The 17,054-nt window shown below is 31.8% G+C and carries 16 protein-coding genes and 8 tRNA genes; 19 read left to right on the top strand and 5 right to left on the bottom strand.

Annotated features, from left to right (window positions below):
* Window positions 1–4 precede the first annotated feature (4 nt).
* Genes ACWW38_RS09470 through ACWW38_RS09460 form a run of 3 tightly spaced genes read left to right on the top strand, consistent with a single transcriptional unit; the run spans window position 5 to window position 2,115 of the window.
* On the top strand, window positions 5–1,435 hold the full coding sequence (locus ACWW38_RS09470; protein WP_456260442.1) for a flotillin family protein: 1,431 nt from the start codon (window positions 5–7) through the stop codon (window positions 1,433–1,435).
* 2 nt (window positions 1,436–1,437) lie between these two features.
* Window positions 1,438–1,878 carry a bactofilin family protein gene (locus ACWW38_RS09465; protein WP_456257339.1) on the top strand — a complete coding sequence of 147 codons (441 nt, stop codon included), beginning with the start codon at window positions 1,438–1,440 and terminating at the stop codon, window positions 1,876–1,878.
* A 24-nt stretch (window positions 1,879–1,902) separates the two neighbouring features.
* Window positions 1,903–2,115, top strand: a complete 213-nt coding sequence (locus tag ACWW38_RS09460; RefSeq protein WP_456257338.1) for a DUF3006 domain-containing protein — start codon at window positions 1,903–1,905, stop codon at window positions 2,113–2,115.
* 113 nt (window positions 2,116–2,228) lie between these two features.
* Here ACWW38_RS09460 and ACWW38_RS09455 read toward each other — a convergent pair whose 3' ends face one another.
* Both ACWW38_RS09455 and proB read right to left on the bottom strand, forming a co-directional pair.
* Window positions 2,229–3,482, bottom strand: coding sequence for a glutamate-5-semialdehyde dehydrogenase (locus ACWW38_RS09455; RefSeq protein ID WP_456257337.1), 1,254 nt, complete (start codon window positions 3,480–3,482; stop codon window positions 2,229–2,231).
* A gap of 28 nt (window positions 3,483–3,510) precedes the next feature.
* A complete protein-coding gene (proB, locus tag ACWW38_RS09450) occupies window positions 3,511–4,644 on the bottom strand; it encodes a glutamate 5-kinase (protein WP_456257336.1) in 1,134 nt (377 codons plus the stop codon).
* Window positions 4,645–4,806: 162 nt separating this feature from the next.
* On the opposite strand from proB, the gene proC reads away from it, so the two are divergent.
* The 6 genes from proC to ACWW38_RS09420 all read left to right on the top strand — a co-directional run bounded on the left by proC (window position 4,807) and on the right by ACWW38_RS09420 (window position 10,707).
* The gene (proC, locus tag ACWW38_RS09445) at window positions 4,807–5,607 is read left to right on the top strand and encodes a pyrroline-5-carboxylate reductase (RefSeq protein ID WP_456257335.1); all 801 of its coding nucleotides are present in this window, start codon (window positions 4,807–4,809) and stop codon (window positions 5,605–5,607) included.
* Between the two features lie 122 nt (window positions 5,608–5,729).
* Window positions 5,730–7,142 carry an NAD(P)/FAD-dependent oxidoreductase gene (locus tag ACWW38_RS09440; RefSeq protein ID WP_456257334.1) on the top strand — a complete coding sequence of 471 codons (1,413 nt, stop codon included), beginning with the start codon at window positions 5,730–5,732 and terminating at the stop codon, window positions 7,140–7,142.
* 109 nt (window positions 7,143–7,251) lie between these two features.
* Window positions 7,252–8,535, top strand: a complete 1,284-nt coding sequence (locus tag ACWW38_RS09435; protein ID WP_456257333.1) for an adenylosuccinate synthase — start codon at window positions 7,252–7,254, stop codon at window positions 8,533–8,535.
* Window positions 8,536–8,608: 73 nt separating this feature from the next.
* A complete protein-coding gene (locus tag ACWW38_RS09430) occupies window positions 8,609–8,794 on the top strand; it encodes a DUF1858 domain-containing protein (RefSeq protein ID WP_456257332.1) in 186 nt (61 codons plus the stop codon).
* Between the two features lie 310 nt (window positions 8,795–9,104).
* A complete protein-coding gene (locus ACWW38_RS09425; protein WP_456257331.1) occupies window positions 9,105–9,941 on the top strand; it encodes a methyl-accepting chemotaxis protein in 837 nt (278 codons plus the stop codon).
* Between the two features lie 13 nt (window positions 9,942–9,954).
* A complete protein-coding gene (locus tag ACWW38_RS09420) occupies window positions 9,955–10,707 on the top strand; it encodes an acyl-[acyl-carrier-protein] thioesterase (protein ID WP_456257330.1) in 753 nt (250 codons plus the stop codon).
* A 69-nt stretch (window positions 10,708–10,776) separates the two neighbouring features.
* Here ACWW38_RS09420 and ACWW38_RS09415 read toward each other — a convergent pair whose 3' ends face one another.
* On the bottom strand, window positions 10,777–12,033 hold the full coding sequence (locus ACWW38_RS09415; protein ID WP_456257329.1) for an NAD(P)/FAD-dependent oxidoreductase: 1,257 nt from the start codon (window positions 12,031–12,033) through the stop codon (window positions 10,777–10,779).
* A gap of 239 nt (window positions 12,034–12,272) precedes the next feature.
* Between ACWW38_RS09415 and ACWW38_RS09410 the strand changes: the two genes are divergently transcribed.
* From ACWW38_RS09410 to ACWW38_RS09370, 9 genes are all read left to right on the top strand, one after another.
* Window positions 12,273–13,085 (top strand): pyruvate, water dikinase regulatory protein, encoded by an 813-nt coding sequence (locus ACWW38_RS09410; RefSeq protein ID WP_456257328.1) that lies wholly within the window; start codon window positions 12,273–12,275, stop codon window positions 13,083–13,085.
* A 154-nt stretch (window positions 13,086–13,239) separates the two neighbouring features.
* Window positions 13,240–13,314, top strand: a tRNA-Glu gene (locus tag ACWW38_RS09405).
* A gap of 14 nt (window positions 13,315–13,328) precedes the next feature.
* Window positions 13,329–13,404 (top strand) — tRNA-Val (locus ACWW38_RS09400).
* 12 nt (window positions 13,405–13,416) lie between these two features.
* A tRNA-Asp gene (locus ACWW38_RS09395) sits at window positions 13,417–13,493 on the top strand.
* A 6-nt stretch (window positions 13,494–13,499) separates the two neighbouring features.
* A tRNA-Thr gene (locus tag ACWW38_RS09390) sits at window positions 13,500–13,575 on the top strand.
* 15 nt (window positions 13,576–13,590) lie between these two features.
* Window positions 13,591–13,665: transfer RNA gene (locus tag ACWW38_RS09385), tRNA-Glu, on the top strand.
* Between the two features lie 14 nt (window positions 13,666–13,679).
* Window positions 13,680–13,755, top strand: a tRNA-Val gene (locus tag ACWW38_RS09380).
* A gap of 12 nt (window positions 13,756–13,767) precedes the next feature.
* Window positions 13,768–13,844 (top strand) — tRNA-Asp (locus ACWW38_RS09375).
* A 5-nt stretch (window positions 13,845–13,849) separates the two neighbouring features.
* Window positions 13,850–13,925 (top strand) — tRNA-Thr (locus tag ACWW38_RS09370).
* 95 nt (window positions 13,926–14,020) lie between these two features.
* Here ACWW38_RS09370 and ACWW38_RS09365 read toward each other — a convergent pair.
* Entirely contained in the window at window positions 14,021–15,013 is a 993-nt protein-coding gene (locus tag ACWW38_RS09365; RefSeq protein WP_456257327.1) for an ATP-binding protein, read from the bottom strand.
* Window positions 15,006–15,986 carry a DnaD domain protein gene (locus ACWW38_RS09360; protein ID WP_456257326.1) on the bottom strand — a complete coding sequence of 327 codons (981 nt, stop codon included), beginning with the start codon at window positions 15,984–15,986 and terminating at the stop codon, window positions 15,006–15,008. Before ACWW38_RS09360 ends, ACWW38_RS09365 begins: the two co-directional genes overlap by 8 nt.
* Window positions 15,987–16,208: 222 nt before the next feature.
* Between ACWW38_RS09360 and ACWW38_RS09355 the strand changes: the two genes are divergently transcribed.
* On the top strand, window positions 16,209–16,970 hold the full coding sequence (locus ACWW38_RS09355) for a M23 family metallopeptidase (RefSeq protein ID WP_456257325.1): 762 nt from the start codon (window positions 16,209–16,211) through the stop codon (window positions 16,968–16,970).
* Window positions 16,971–17,054 lie beyond the last annotated feature (84 nt).

Genomic DNA, 17,054 nt, shown 5'->3' with positions numbered 1-17,054 from the left:
GTTTATGGAATTTTCATCTGTAATTTTAACAGCTGTTATTGTAGTAGCTGTTTTTGTAGTAATAATATCTCTATTTTCTAGGTATAAAAGATGTCCTTCAGATAAAATACTTGTAATCTACGGTAAAACAGGAAAGGCTGCAGATGGAAGTAATAGGACTGCAAAATGTATACATGGAGGGGCAGCGTTTATATGGCCGGTTATTCAAAGTTATGAGTTTTTAAATTTAAGACCTATAGCTATAGATGTTAATCTTACAAAGGCATTGAGCAAACAAAATATTAGAGTTGATGTGCCATCAACATTTACTGTTGGTATTTCTACTGAGCTAGGTGTTATGACTAATGCAGCAGAAAGGCTATTAGGGCTAACAAGAGAAGGTATCCAAGAACTTGCTAAAGATATAATCTTTGGACAACTAAGACTTGTAATTGCAACTATGGATATCGAGGAGATAAATTCAGATAGAGATAAGTTTTTAGATAACGTATCTCAAAATGTAGAAGCAGAACTAAAGAAAATTGGTCTTAAGTTAATTAACGTAAATATAACAGATATAAAAGATGAATCGGGATATATAATAGCATTAGGACAAGAAGCTGCAGCTAAGGCAATTAATGATGCAAAGAAAAGTGTTGCTGAGCAAAATAGAGATGGTGCTATTGGTGAAGCTGAAGCAAAGAGGGAAGAAAGAGTAAGAGTTTCAAAAGCTGATTCAGAAGCAATAGAAGGTGAAAACCAAGCTAAAATTACTATTGTAAATTCTGAAGCTGAAAGACGTGAGAAGGAAGCAGAAGCAAATAGAGTTGCTATTGCCGCTGAAAAAGTTCAGGCTGCTAAGGCTTTAGAGGAAGCTTATTCTGCAGAGCAAAGCTCAGAAAGGGCTCGTGCTGAAAGAGAAAGAGCAACAAATATTGCAGATATAATAGTAAAGGCTGAAATTGATAAAGAGAAAATAGAATTAGACGCTGAAGCAGAAGCGGAGAGAATAAGACGACAGGCAAAAGGAGAAGCAGACGCCATACTATTTAAGATGCAAGCACAAGCACAAGGTACTATGGAAATATTAAGTAAGCAGGCAGAAGGTTTTAAGAAAATTATAGAAGCTTCAGGAAATAACTCTAAAGATGCAGTCATGCTTATGATTGCCGATAAACTACCTGAAATTGTTAAACTTCAAGTAGAAGCAATTAAGAACATTAAAATCGATAAGATTACAGTGTGGGATACTATGGGATCAAATGGTAATGGTGCACCGACTACAGCAAATTTTTTATCAGGTATGCTGAAGTCCATTCCTCCATTTCAAGATATATTTGATGCAGCAGGAATGGAGCTACCAAACTATTTGAAAGGAGTACAAAAAGAAGATACATCGAAGGATACTCTAATAGAAGATAATAAAATCGAAGTTAATAATGTTCAGGAGGGATAGGTGTGGCTTTCTATTCAAAAAAAGAAAGACAAGTAAGCTTAGTACAAGATAAAACAAATGACACTATTATAGGATTAGAATCTGATATAGAAGGAAATATAAATTCTAATGGTATAATAAAGATTGATGGATTATTTAAAGGAGATATATTTACAAGTAAGGATGTTATTGTTGGTGAAACTGGTTTTGTAAAAGGAAACATAAAAGCCAATAATGTTAGCTTATCTGGTAAAATGGAAGGCAACATAGTAAGTTTTGAATTATTACAGATAGAGCCTACTGGAAAACTTACAGGAGATATAGAAGTTAAAAATATAGCTATATCAGAAGGGGCTATATTTAAAGGAAGAAGTATAATGGTAAGTGACACAGAGAAGAAAATTGAAGTTTTAGATAATCCTGAAGATGAAGAAAAAGAAGCATGTTATTTAGAAGAACCATAATATAAAAAGGAGAAATGAGTACTTATGAGAGGAGTAATTGATAGATTCGAGGGAGAATTTGCCGTAGTTGAACTTGATACTAGGGAAATAAAGAACATAAAGAGAGAAATTATACCGAAGAACGCTAAAGAGGGCGATGTTCTTAACATAGGAGAGAATATTACTATTGATTATGAAGAGACAGAAAAAAGAAAAAAAGAAATTGAAAGTATGATGGAAGATCTCTTTGAAGAATAGAAAATCTAATAAATAAAAATAACTGATAAAACCTCCTTATTTATTATTTATGTAAAGCAAATAAGGAGGTTTTAGTATGATTAATTACTTATTTTACAATATAAGTAGGGATATTATCTTATTTGCCCTTCACCATAAATTATGTATTTAGATGAAGTCAGTTCTTTTAATCCCATAGGGCCTCTTGCATGGAGTTTTTGAGTGCTTATTCCTATTTCTGCACCAAATCCAAATTCACTGCCATCTGTAAAACGAGTAGAAGCGTTTACGTACACTGCAGCAGAATCTACTTCATTTAAAAATCTTTGAGAATTAGCATAATTATTTGTAAGTATTGCTTCAGAATGTTTAGTGCTATATTTATAAATATGATCCAATGCATCATCCAGTGAATCTACTACCTTAACAGCTAAAATTAGATCTAGATATTCTTTTGACCAATCCTCTTCTGAAGCAGGCTTAGCATCCTTTATTAGGCTTTCAGTAACAGGACAACCTCTCATTTCTACTTCTAATACTTCTAACTTTTTAGCAAGCTTAGGTAAAAATTCACTAGCCACATTTTTGTGAACTAATAAAGTTTCCATAGCATTACATACAGCAGGTCTCTGAGTTTTAGCGTTTATAACTATATCTACTGCTCTAGCTAAATCAGCTGATTCGTCAACAAAGATGTGACAGTTACCAACTCCTGTTTCAATTACAGGAACTGTTGCATTTTCAACAACTGTATTTATAAGCCCTGCTCCTCCTCTTGGAATAAGTACGTCTATATATTTGTTTAATTTTAGCATAACATTTACAGCTTCTCTGTCCGTATTTTCAATAAGATTTATTGACCCTTTAGGAAGGCCGGCTTTTTCAGCTGCTTCTGATATTATTTTAGCTATTGTGGTATTAGAATTAATGGCTTCAGAACCACCTCTTAAGATTACTGCATTTCCGGATTTTATACAAAGCGCAGCGGCATCAACAGTAACATTTGGTCTAGCTTCGTATATGATACCTATAACACCTAATGGAACACGTATTTGACCAATTTTTAAATTGTTAGGTCTTTTCCACATCTTGATTACTTCTCCAATAGGATCGTCAAGAGCAGCTACGTCTTTTAATCCCTGTGCCATAGAGTTAATTCTCTTTTCATCAAGCATAAGTCTATCAAGTAAAGAAATTGATAGACCTTTATTTTTACCATTTTCCATATCTTTTAAATTAGCTTCTAATATAATATCTTTATTTTCTATTAAAGCGTCAGCCATAGCAAGTAGAGCATTGTTTTTAGTTTCAGTACTTATAATGGACATTTTTCTAGCAGCATCTTTTGCAAGGGCAGCCTTTTTCATTACATATTCTTTTATATCCATTTTAAATCCTCCTTTACATATAATTAGATTATTTTAGAGTTACCATGTTATTGGAATGAATCACCACATCGTAATTTTTATATCCTAGTTTTTCTTCAATATGACATGAATCAAGTTTTTTTATGGCATCAATATCAGAAGAGTTATAATTTGTAACTCCATGACCTATTTCTTCTCCCTTAGTATTTAATATAGAAATTACTTCACCTTCAGAAAAAGTACCATCAACAGATAAAATACCCTTAGGAAGTAAACTCTTATGATGATCCATTAGAGCTTTTTCAGCACCCTCATCTACCACTACACATCCACTAGGATTTGTGCCAAATGCCATCCAATGTTTTCTTGCCTGAAGAGGGCGTTTTTGACCTTCAAAGAAAGTTCCTATCTCTTTTCCATCTAATATATCGTTTAGTACATTAGGAGCATCTCCATTTACAATAACCATAGCTGAACCAGAAGTAGTGGCTATTTTACCAGCATTAATTTTAGTTATCATTCCACCTGTACCTAGAGAACTGCCAGCACCATCAGCCGCTGCAACAATTTCATCTGTTATTTCTTTTACATGATTAATAAATTTTGCATTAGGATTAGTTTTAGGATTAGAGTCGTAAAGTCCGTCTATATCAGTTAGAAGTACTAATAAGTCAGCTGCCACAAGACTTGCAACCATAGCTGAGAGAGTATCGTTATCGCCAAATTTTATCTCATCTACTACAATAGCATCATTTTCATTTACTATTGGGATAACACCTTGCTCAAGTAGTGCATAAAAAGTATTGCTGGCATTTAGGAATCTCATTCTATGAGATACATCATCACGTGTAAGGAGAATTTGACCTACAATTTTTCCGTACTCAGAGAATAGCTTTTCATACATATGAAGTAATATGCCTTGGCCTACAGCCGCTGATGCTTGCTTTTCGGGAATTGTTTTAGGCCTAGTTTTAAGTCCAAGCTTTCCTATACCAGCTCCAATAGCCCCAGAGGAAACAAGTATAACTTCTATACCACGGTTGTGAATATCGGAAAGCTGTCTAACTAGATTTTCAATTCGATTTAAGTTTAGTAGTCCAGTGGAATGAGTTAAGGTTGAAGTACCAACCTTTACTACGATTCGTTTTACGTCTTTTAGATAATCTTTTCTGATAGTATTCATGATTTTGCAACTGTTAAACAGTTTTGCCCCTTTCTATATTAAATTATTTTAATAAAAACTTATTTTAGTATTAAAAGGTGTATAATAAATGTATCATCGATTTAACAAATTATATCATAAAAGTGATATTTAATTCAATTTCATAGGAGGAAGGTTAGAAATATGAAAATAGGATTTATAGGATGCGGGAACATGGCTGGCGCAATGATTAAAGGGATACTGAAGTCAAATTTGATAGATTCTCAAAATATAATAACCAGTGATCCGGATATAATAAAACTTAATAATATGAAAAATGAACTTAATATTTTAGTAAGTGAAGATAATTTAGAAGTAGCAAAACATAGCGATATACTTTTTCTATCAATTAAGCCTAATAAATATAAAGATATAATTAATGAAATAAAAGACAGTGTAGATGGAAATACTATTATAATTACCATAGCTGCTGGAATAAGACTAAAGGATACTGAAGGGTATTTTGGAAAGGCAATGAAGATAGTAAGAGTAATGCCCAATACTCCAGCCTTAGTTGGAGAAGGTATGAGTGCATTATCTCCTAATGATAGAGTAGATAAAGAAGAATTAGAACAAGTCGTTTCTATATTTCAATGTTTTAGCAAGGTAGAAGTTATAGAAGAAATGCACATGGATACAGTTACAGCACTTACAGGTTCATCTCCAGCTTATGTTTACATGTTTATTGAAGCATTGGCTGACGGAGCTGTTCTAAAAGGACTTCCAAGGGATAAGGCGTATAAAATGGCTGCTCAAGCAGTGTATGGTTCAGCAAAAATGGTAATGGAAACAGGAAAGCATCCTGGAGCTTTAAAGGATGATGTTTGTTCTCCAGGAGGAACCACTATAGAAGCGGTATACTCTTTAGAGAAAAATGGTCTTAGAGCAGCAGTTATTGAGGCTATGGAAAAGTGTATAGATAAAGCTAAAAATATGAATAAATAGAATAATAAGTAATAAATGCCTGACACATTACGAATGTTTAGGGAATAAATAGTTTGATGATTCGTATTTTGTATTGACTAAATAATATACCTCTGATACTATGGTTAGGGAGGGGATGAATATTGAAAAATATTTATGATGTTATAATAGTTGGGGCAGGTCCTGCCGGCATATTTACAGCTCTAGAAGTTACAAAATTAAATCCAGAACTTAATTTACTAATAGTAGATAAAGGTAGGAGTATAGAAAAAAGAAAGTGTCCTGCAAGGGAAACTGGTAAATGTGTGAATTGTAATCCTTGTGGAATAACATTCGGATGGTCAGGAGCAGGAGCTTTTTCTGATGGAAAGCTTTCACTTAGTCCAGAAGTTGGAGGAAGACTGCTTGAATACTATTCAGAAGAAGAATCACAGGAATTAATAAATTATTGTGATAATATATATTTGAAATTTGGAGCAAATGAAACTGTACATGGTTTAAATAATGAAAGAGTAGAAGAAATAAAATACGAAGCAAGTAAGCATAACATTCGTTTAGTAGAGTGCCCAGTTAGACATTTAGGAACAGAATTAGCCTACGATGTATTAAAAGGGATGTATCACCATTTGGTAAAAAATACAAAAACAGATTTTTCAGAGCTTAGTGAGGCACAGAAATTAATTGTAGAGAATAATAAAGTAACAGGTGTTGTGATTAAGGCAAAAGATGGCGATGTAGAAGTAAAAGGTAAATATGTAGTTGTAGCACCAGGGCGTGGTGGAGCAGAATGGCTTTCAAAAGAAGCGAAAAAACATAATATACCAACCAAAAATAATGCAGTAGATATAGGTGTTAGAGTTGAAGTTCCTAATTCTATAATGGATCATTTAACTAAAGACTTATATGAAGCAAAACTTGTCTACTATTCTGATACATTTGATAATAAAGTAAGAACATTTTGTATGAACCCAGGTGGAGTAGTTTCAGAGGAACATTATGATGATGAAATTGCTGTTGTAAATGGTCATAGCTATTCACAAGCGGAACTAAGAACTGAAAATACTAACTTTGCTATGCTTGTGTCCACAACATTTACTGAACCATTTAATCAACCTATAGATTATGGCAAATATATTGCACAACTTGGTAACATGTTAACTGGTGGTCCAATAATGGTGCAAAGACTTGGAGACTTACTAAATGGAAGAAGGACAGATGAATCAAGACTAAAAAAATCTACTACAAGGCCTACATTAAAGTCAGCAGTGCCAGGAGATTTAAGTTTTGTACTTCCACAAAGACATTTAACATCAATAATTGAGGCACTAAAAGCCTTTGATAAAATTGCTCCAGGGCTTTATAGCAAAAATACATTGCTATATGGAGTAGAAGTTAAATTTTATTCTAGTAAGTTTGAAACAAATAATACCTTTGAAACAGAAATCGAAAATCTTTATACAATAGGTGATGGAGCGGGAATTACAAGAGGACTTATGCAAGCTTCAGTAACTGGAGTTATAGTGGCAAGGGATATAATAAATAAAGTTTTAAAATAGTAAAATATATTTAATCAATTTGTTAAATACTATATAAAGATAGGATAAAGTTTAATATAGACTTTATCCTATTATAGGTTGTAATTTAATATGAAAGCGAGGAAAATTTATGTCAGCATTTATAGTATTAGGAGCTCAATGGGGAGACGAAGGAAAAGGTAAGATGACAGATTATCTTGCAGAAAAAGCCGAGGTAGTTGTTAGATTTCAAGGAGGAAATAATGCTGGACATACTGTTGAAGTTGGCGACAAACAGTATAAACTCCATTTAATACCTTCAGGAATACTATATGATAATAAGCTTAATGTAATTGGTAATGGAGTTGTTATAGATCCAAAAGCTATGTTTGATGAAATAGATTATTTAGAAGGTTTAGGAGTAAAAGTTACTCCGGATAAACTTATAGTAAGTGATAGAGCACAAGTTATAATGCCTTACCATAGAGTTTTAGATGGATTAAAGGAAAAGGCAAGAGGAAACAATGATATTGGAACTACTGGAAAGGGAATAGGACCATCTTATACGGATAAAGTCGAAAGAAGTGGCATTAGAATATGTGATTTAATACATAAAGAAGTATTTGAGCAAAAGTTAAGACAAAATGTTGAAGATAAGAATGAAATAATAAAGCTTTATGGTGGAGAAGAACTAGATTTTAATACTGTATATAATGAATATTTAGGATATGCAGAGAGAATAAAGCCATTTGTTAGTGATATATCTGTAAGATTATATGAAGAAATAAAAAATAATAAAAATGTATTGTTTGAAGGAGCACAAGGAGCTTTATTAGATATAGACTATGGAACATATCCGTATGTAACATCATCTAATACTATTGCTGGAGGAGTTTGTACAGGTGCAGGAGTAGGACCAACTGTAATAACAGGTGCAGTGGGTATTGCAAAGGCTTATACTACAAGAGTAGGTAAAGGACCTTTCCCAACAGAACTAGATGGCCAAATGGGAGAATTATTAAGAGAAAAAGGTCATGAATATGGAGTAACTACAGGTAGAGCGAGAAGATGCGGATGGCTTGATCTTGTAATTTTAAAGAGTACAGCAAGAATTTCTGGGCTTACCAGTTTTGTTGTAACTAAAATAGATACTCTTGCTGGAATAGAGAAGATAAAAGTTTGTACTGGTTATAAGTTCGAGGATAAAATTATAGATTATTTCCCAGCATCTTTAGAGGACTTAGCTAAATGCGAACCTATATATGAAGAATTTGATGGCTGGGATGAAAGCATAGAAGAAGCTAGAAGCTATGATGAGTTACCGGAAAATGCTAAAATTTATTTAAAGAGAATTGAAGAATTTACAAATACTAAAGTTTCAATAGTATCTGTAGGTCCGAAGAGAGATCAAACTATAGAAGTAGGAGATCTATAAAAAAAGGTGGTAGCATCTTTATTAATTCCGACAATTCTGGTATAATATAAACTAAAGAAGAGAGGTGAATTATATGAAGATAACTAAGGATATGACAATAGGAGAAATAGTTAGAAATTTCCCTAACAGCCCTGAAACTTTAATGAGCTTTGGGATGGGATGCGTAGGATGCCCATCTGCACAAGGTGAAACTTTAGAAGAAGCTGCTATGGTTCATGGAATGAATATAGAAGAATTATTAGAAGCTTTAAACAAATAAAGATACCTAATTACAATAATATATAGTTTCATAAAATAAATTTATAGTAAAAACATTGCTAACTGTACATAAACACAACAAGAAGCAATGTTTTTATTATTCATATAAGATTTCAATATAGTTAAATACAATAATCTTCTAGATTATAATTCATTTTGTATATATTCAGGTGCATGGAAATAAATTATTTATTGCATTATATTTATCTAAATATGGAAAAATATGAATTGGCAGTATATAATAGATTGTAAGGTGTATACTGTGGGTATTATAGACCCACAGTGATCCATAATGGAGTTGGAGGTGTGCCATGTTAACTGATATTAAACAAAATGAAATATTTGACGCATTTCATAAGTTAATTCCTTATTTGAAGATATTTTTTGAAGAAGAAACTATATTTGGGATAAACAATACAGAATATTGCTTAGCACTTGTAAACGATACAAGTATACCTATGAAAGCAAATACTGGGGATAAACTAACTCCAGGCAGTGCAGCTTACAGGGCTATACGGGATAAAAAGGTTGTTAATGGAGTTGTACCTAAAGAAGTTTATGGAGTTCCATTAAAATCAATATCCATTCCTATAAAGGAATACAATGGAAAGGTAGTTGGAAACATTGCTATTGCTAAAAGTTTAAAAAAACAAGAAGAAGTATCAGATTTGTCTAGAAATCTTTCTTTGGCTCTTAATCAAATATCTGATGCTATTGGTCAGATATCATCTGGTATACAGAGTGCAGGAAAATCTAGTGAAGATATATTAATGAATTTAAAAGGAGCTAATGAAAAGACAAAGAACACAGATGAAGTTTTAGAATTTATAAAAAATGTAGCTAATAAGACAAATCTTTTAGGGTTAAATGCAGCTATAGAATCTTCAAGAGCAGGAGAGGCAGGGAAAGGATTTGAAGTTGTTGCAAAAGAAATAAGAAAGCTATCTAGTTCCAGTAGTGAATCTGTAAAGAAAATCGAAAAAGTAATAAAAGAAATTCAAAAATCAGTATCTAATGTAACTGATAATGTTAATGAAGTTAATGGAATTTTCCAAGAGCAGGCAGCAGCATTAGAGGAAATTACAGCATCTATACAGGAGTTAAATGAAACTGCAAAACTACTAGAGCAAATGGCATCAAAATTTTAGAAAGAGGTATAATATGGGAAGAGCTATAACCGAAAAACAATATGAAATTCATTATTACGAAGTTGATTATAGAAAAAAAGCACTCATTACAAGTTTAATAGACTATTTTAATGATGTGGCTACATTTCAAAGTGAAGATTTAGGCATAGGAATTGACTATATGACAAAAAACAATATGGCTTGGATTTTATATAAATGGGATATAAGTGTGAATAGGTATCCAAAGTACGGTGAAAAAGTTACTGTAAAAACAGAACCTTGTGGTGTAAGAAAGTTTTATGCTTATAGAAAGTTCCAAATAACGGATTCAAATGGACAAGTGTTAGCAAATGCTAAATCAATATGGCTTCTAATTAATATTAAAGAAAGAAAACCTCTTAGAATAAATGAGCATTTAATAAATACTTACGGATTAAATGATGATAATAATGAATGTTTTAAAATAGACAACATAGACAAGATATCTGAAGCAGAGAATACAATAGAATTTAAGGTCAGATATAGTGACATTGACACTAATGGGCATGTAAATAACGAAAAATATGCAGCCTGGTTAATAGAAAGCGTTCCATTAGAAGTAGTATTAAATTATACATTAAGAAATATGAAGATTACTTATAGGAAAGAAGTTAAGTATGGAGAATATATTAAAGTATTAAATTCTTCTAAAACTGATGATAATAGAATAATATTTACACATAAGGTAGTAGAAGAAAACGGAGAAGAAATGACATTAGGGGAAACATTATGGGAAAAAACTGAATAAAACATATAACATTTATTAAATAATAGCTTATCTATATTTATATTATAGGTAAGCTATTTTAACTAAGAATTAATTCTTAGTTAAAATAGTCTTATCACTTTCAGCACAACTTTTAGCAGCAATTACTCCTGAAGCCCAAGCCCATTGGAGATTAAATCCTCCACAGTCCCCGTCTACATCTAAAATTTCACCAGTAAAATATAAATTAGGTACAATTTTAGATTCTAAAGTATTAGGGTTAATTTCTAAAGTATTTACACCGCCAGCTGTAACTTGAGAATTGCTAAATCCATTAGTTCCTATAACGTCAAATTCCCAAGCTTTTAAGTGTCTATAAATATCTTCTTTTTCATTCCAAGTTAAGTCCCAGCAAGATTTATGTATATTGTCTATATGGCATTCTTTTAGAAGAGTAGGTATTAATTTTTTGTTTAGTATGCCAATAAAAGAGTCGTGAACAGTTCTATATCCGAATGTACCCCAATGATTTTCTAAGAAATCTTTTAAGTGGTCTAAAGACATATTACTCATTATATCTATTTTTAGAGTTACCTTTTTGCCTTTAAGTACTCCTAAAGATGCACTTCTGCTTAGTTGAAGAATAGGAGGACCAGATATGCCATAGTCTGTAAATAAAATTTCTCCATATTCTTTTTTTACAGATTTATTATCTATCAAAATTTCACCTATTCCATCAAATTTAACTCCAGATAAAGCTTTTAATTTTGCGTAGTTTAATTTAAGCTGTACAAGAGCTGGAACAGGTTCTATTATACTATGACCTAACTTTTTAGCTAAAGCAAATCCAGAACCGTCTGAACCACTTTTAGGAGCAGATTTTCCACCGCAGGAGAGAATCAATTTTCTACATTCATATGTTTCATCTAAATTAGTAAATATTTTAAAACCATTTTTATAAGCTTTTATGTCTGCAACTTTAGTATTTAAATATGTAGGAATCTCTCTTTCTTCTAGAGCGGCTTTTAGAATATCTACTACAGAGGAAGCCTGCAATGACATGGGATACATTTTACCATCTTCTAGAGTAATTATAGGTAATCCAAGTTGCTCAAAAAAATCTATAGCATGAGAGAAAGTAAATGAATTTAGTACGGGGTAAAAAAATTCAGAATTCTCACTATGAAATCTATTAAAATCTGTACATTTATTTGTAATATTGCATCTACCATTACCAGTAGTTAATAACTTTTTAGCAATTCTATTATTTCCTTCTATTATTGATACATCTAGCCCTAAGTTTTTTGCATTAATTGCGGCTAAAATTCCAGAGGCACCGCCGCCTATTATAATAAGTTCGTGTTTCAAAAAAATCTCTCCTTTAAGGTTTGTGAGTACTTATTATATTTTACCACATATGAAAAAATTAAAATAGAAATCTAAATATTTATGATAACTAAGAAAATTAATAAACTATAAGAAATTTAATTTGGCATAAAATATTTATATAGTAATAGTAGTAAACAATGTGTTGAAATATAGTGGAAACAGATTTATTATTTGATTATAAGAGTTTTTTTAACACAAAAGACAGAGGGGGTATTGTAATGTTAACTGTATATGCTGTATCAGACTCCATAGGAGAAACTGCAGAACTAGTAGCTAAAGCTTCTGCTACCCAATTTAGTGGAGAAATTCATGTTCAAAGGGCACCATATATAAAGAGCGCAGAAGATGTTATCGATTTCATAAGTAGCATAAAAGACCCTAAGAATGCATTAATAATTTCCACAATAGTTTTAGTTGATGTTAGAGAATTTTTAGTAGAGAGATGTGTTGAAAGAGGAATAAACATAATAAATATATTAGGACCTTGTATTAGTACACTATCTAGAATGACGGGAAAACAACCAGAGTACAAACCAGGTGCTGTTTGGAAGATGGATGATGAGTACTATAAGAAAATAGAAGCCATGGAATTTGCAATTCAATATGATGATAGTAAAAACCATAGTGGAATAAGAAATGCAGATGTAGTATTAGTAGGACTTTCCAGAACATCTAAGACCCCTTTATGTATGTATCTAGCCAATAAAGGCATAAAAGCCTTAAACATACCATTAATGCCGGAAGTACCTCTTCCAGAGGAACTATATGAAATAGATAAAAAGAAGATAATTGGATTAACAATTGATCCAATACAGCTAATGGAAATAAGAAAACATAGATTAGGTAAAGTAAAAACTGGGTACAAAGAAATAGAGTATGCAAATGCAGAAAGAGTTTTATCAGAATTAGATTATGCTGATAGAGTAATGAAAAGATTAAGCTGCAAAACTATAGATATAACTAAGAGGGCGATAGAAGATACGGCATTAATAATTATGGAGAGCATTGGATATAAAGTGGATAATAGGTAAAAAATGTTTGCAATATAGTATATTTCATAGAAATTTTAAAATTATAAAAAGAATTTGTACAAAACATGTTGACACTATGTTATTTTTATTGTATTATATTCTTCGTCGGGTGCGAAAACAAAGATACTTGTAGGAGCCCTGAAGAATATAATAAGGCTCCTTGGTCAAGCGGTCAAGACACCACCCTTTCACGGTGGTAACAGGGGTTCGATTCCCCTAGGAGTCACCATTACATTAATTTATGGGCGCATAGCTCAGCTGGGAGAGCATCTGCCTTACAAGCAGGGGGTCACAGGTTCGAGCCCTGTTGTGCCCACCATAAATTAAATGTGGCCCAGTGGCTCAGTTGGTTAGAGTGCCGGCCTGTCACGCCGGAGGTCGAGGGTTCGAGTCCCTTCTGGGTCGCCATATTAAGCTGGCATGGCTCAACTGGTAGAGCAACTGACTTGTAATCAGTAGGTTCCGGGTTCAAGTCCTGGTGCCAGCACCATTTAAAATAAAATAAGGCTCCTTGGTCAAGCGGTCAAGACACCACCCTTTCACGGTGGTAACAGGGGTTCGATTCCCCTAGGAGTCACCATTACATTAATTTATGGGCGCATAGCTCAGCTGGGAGAGCATCTGCCTTACAAGCAGGGGGTCACAGGTTCGAGCCCTGTTGTGCCCACCATAAATTAAATGTGGCCCAGTGGCTCAGTTGGTTAGAGTGCCGGCCTGTCACGCCGGAGGTCGAGGGTTCGAGTCCCTTCTGGGTCGCCATATAAGCTGGCATGGCTCAACTGGTAGAGCAACTGACTTGTAATCAGTAGGTTCCGGGTTCAAGTCCTGGTGCCAGCACCAAAAATCTTAAGTTTATAACTTAAGATTTTTTTTATTTTGGTTCTGTTTTAAATATAAAAGAAGCTTAAAACCTAATAGTTTTAAGCTTCTTTGTATTATAAGTTTTGGTTTTTCATTTTATTTAAGTTTATTTTTACTCTTATATCGTCTCCGTAAAATTTACATAAAGTAAAGTTACCGAAAAGTCTTGAAGTTATTCTCTCTGAATAGGTCTTTGAAAGTCCTTCTAAAGTGTAATTTGTGGATACTATCATTTTCTTACCCTTTATTAATCTTTTATTTAGAAGGTTAAATAATTCTGTTTTAGAGAAATTATTTATTTGTTCAGTACCTAAGTCATCGATAATTAAAAGATCGCAGTTTATAATCAGGTATTCCAATTCATCGTTGTTTTCAAGGCGAATTTCTCTTAGATTTTTTAACAATTCTTCTGACGTTTTATAAATAACTAAATAACCCCTATCTAGAAGTTCTTTAGCTATACAATGAGTTAGAAATGTTTTACCTGTTCCAGAATTACCGTAAAAAAGTAAATTATCATTGTTATCAGAAAAAGTTTCTATAAAGTACATGCTTATTTTTAATATTTCTTCTATATTTTTTCTAGAACTTTTAATATTATCATTAGTACGATTAGTAGAGTAATAATCATATTTAAAATTACTAAAATTATTTGTAAGCAATATTTCTCCTAACTCAGAACCTTTATGATACAATTTAACTAAATTTTGCTTATAGCAATCACATCTATTAGTACCTATATATCCTGTATCTTCGCACTTTTTACATCTGTAATGCATATTAAGATAATCTATATCATATCCATTAGCTACTAATAATTCAGATTTTTTTATTCTAAGATCCGTTACTTGCTCTTTTAATTGATTTAAGTATTCTTTTCTATTTTTTAAAGGCTTAAAAGAGCTTATAGAAAGCTGTATGCAAAGCTTATTTATTTGCTTTTCTATATAGGCGATTTCAGGACATTTTTCATAAACCTCTTTTTTTCTCGTTTTTAAGGCGTTTTTCTCAGTTTCTCTAATATTTTCATATAGTTTTAATATTTCAGATTGATAACCTTTAATCATTAGTATCCCATCCTAATAATTTTTTTTCTAATTCATCAAAATCATAAGAGCGTTGTTCATAGTTGTTAAAGGAATCATTTTTCCCATTATTGTAGACATTTTTCTTAAAGTTACCTTTTATTTTATCTTTCTTCTCTATATCTTCTAGTGTTTTTATGTCACTGGTGAACCAGTTATTTAATATAGCATCTATATATTTAAACTCTGTTTTATTTAACCTTTCAAAACAAATATCGCAGGCTTTGTATATCAATTCTGGAGAAAATTTATATACGTTAAGCCATTTTTCAATCATCTGTTCCTGTGGCTTCATTATATCAGTATTTTGGATTCCTAAGTATTTTAATATTTTTTTTATACTTATCCATTTATCTTCATGCATCTTTATAAATGATTGTGCATCATCTACAGTTTTTATTTTAGAATCATGCCATGCAATGGCTATTTTTTCAATATATCTATAATCTGTTTTGCCCTTTGACACACTATATTGTATAAGTAGTAGTATTAATTCAGGAGAGAATCCGAAATCTTTTTGCCAAGTTAAATACATAGTCATTTCTCTATTGGATAGAGGCCTTCCAAGAAGTTTTTCTATATCTTCCATCATATCTTTTATAGAGGTATTTTTTAATTCCGATAGAAGGCTAATACTATCGTCTGATTCTTCTATAGAAGTATTAAGTTCTAAAAATTCGATTGCGTAATTGCCCATGGTATCTATTTGAGTTATCTTAATTATTCCTTGCTCATTCCAATAGTTCCAAGCATTCATAACATCACTTTCTAATAATTGCAATGTATTTGCTATACTTGAAGAGTTTACTCCTAATTCCCCAGATAAGCAATACCTTAATCCTAGAAGATAAACTTTTATATATTCTCCACGAGCTTTTGACATAAAATTATCTATAAATATATTACTAACAGGAGTATATTCAGTATTTTTGTGTTTAAACATGAATGTGCTCATGTAATCGCTACCTTTCCATTTTTAATAGCACTATATATAGTGCTCAATATGATTAATTATAACAAAATGTAGAATTTATCTCAATGAAATTGTCTATTAGTTTTATTTAGATAAATTAATTATATACAATAATTACAATTAATTAAATTAAAAATTATGTATATGATTATATTTTACAAGACTTAGGGAATATTAGAAATAGATGAAGGGAGTGCTATAATTTTGGAATATCTGAGTAGTAACCAAAGAAAGTTGTGCTATTTAGTATTAGTAATAACAACATTTCTAATATGTTATGCATTTTATGTAAAATATAAACCCAATGCATATGAGATTAAAATGAACAATGAATATACTTTTTATATAAAGAATAAAGAAGAATTTGAAATGGATCTTATAAATCTACAGGATGAACTTAATAAAACATTTAAAAACTTCAAGTTTAAGGATAAGTTTACTTGGTATAAGGTACACATTTCTCATGAAGATATAACAACTAAGGAAGAAATAAAAAATATAATATTAAGCGGCAGTAAATCTGATTTTGTAAAGATAGAGGAGAAGAAGCCCAGTTCTAATAAAAGTAAAAAAGTAAGCAATAAAGCAGTAATAGGTAAGAAGACTAAACTACTTAGACCTAATGATGGAAAAGTAAGTTCAGATTTCGGTATGAGATGGGGCAAAATGCATAAAGGAATAGACATTGCTAATAATATAGGGGCGCCTATATATGCAGCTATGGATGGAAAGATATCCTATGCAGGATGGATGGAGGGATATGGTAAGGTTATAAAGATAGACCATGGTAATGATTTGGAGACTATATACGCTCATTGTAATCTGATTAAAGTTAAATTAGGTGATGAGGTAAAAAAAGGTGAGCATATAGGAGATGTAGGGAACACAGGAAAAAGCACAGGACCCCATGTTCATTTTGAAATAAGAGTTAACGGGACTCCGCAAAATCCTAATAATTATATATAATATAATTATTAGGATTTTGCATTGCCAAGAAAATATGAATTGGTAGCAGCGCTTAGTAGATTTAGGACGCTTAAAATTAAATAA

Source organism: Clostridium sp. JNZ J1-5 (assembly GCF_053901425.1).
Note: the sequence above shows the minus strand (reverse complement) of the source record. Positions and strands in the feature narration are given on the sequence as shown.

Excerpts from the sequence above, each read along its gene's own strand:
- ACWW38_RS09470 (WP_456260442.1), top strand. The coding sequence starts at position 5 with ATGGAATTTTCATCTGTAATTTTAACAGCTGTTATTGTAGTAGCTGTT.
- ACWW38_RS09460 (WP_456257338.1), top strand. The coding sequence starts at position 1,903 with ATGAGAGGAGTAATTGATAGATTCGAGGGAGAATTTGCCGTAGTTGAA.
- ACWW38_RS09455 (WP_456257337.1), bottom strand. The coding sequence starts at position 3,482 with ATGGATATAAAAGAATATGTAATGAAAAAGGCTGCCCTTGCAAAAGAT.
- proB (WP_456257336.1), bottom strand. The coding sequence starts at position 4,644 with ATGAATACTATCAGAAAAGATTATCTAAAAGACGTAAAACGAATCGTA.
- proC (WP_456257335.1), top strand. The coding sequence starts at position 4,807 with ATGAAAATAGGATTTATAGGATGCGGGAACATGGCTGGCGCAATGATT.
- ACWW38_RS09435 (WP_456257333.1), top strand. The coding sequence starts at position 7,252 with ATGTCAGCATTTATAGTATTAGGAGCTCAATGGGGAGACGAAGGAAAA.
- ACWW38_RS09430 (WP_456257332.1), top strand. The coding sequence starts at position 8,609 with ATGAAGATAACTAAGGATATGACAATAGGAGAAATAGTTAGAAATTTC.
- ACWW38_RS09425 (WP_456257331.1), top strand. The coding sequence starts at position 9,105 with ATGTTAACTGATATTAAACAAAATGAAATATTTGACGCATTTCATAAG.
- ACWW38_RS09420 (WP_456257330.1), top strand. The coding sequence starts at position 9,955 with ATGGGAAGAGCTATAACCGAAAAACAATATGAAATTCATTATTACGAA.
- ACWW38_RS09410 (WP_456257328.1), top strand. The coding sequence starts at position 12,273 with ATGTTAACTGTATATGCTGTATCAGACTCCATAGGAGAAACTGCAGAA.
- ACWW38_RS09365 (WP_456257327.1), bottom strand. The coding sequence starts at position 15,013 with ATGATTAAAGGTTATCAATCTGAAATATTAAAACTATATGAAAATATT.
- ACWW38_RS09360 (WP_456257326.1), bottom strand. The coding sequence starts at position 15,986 with ATGAGCACATTCATGTTTAAACACAAAAATACTGAATATACTCCTGTT.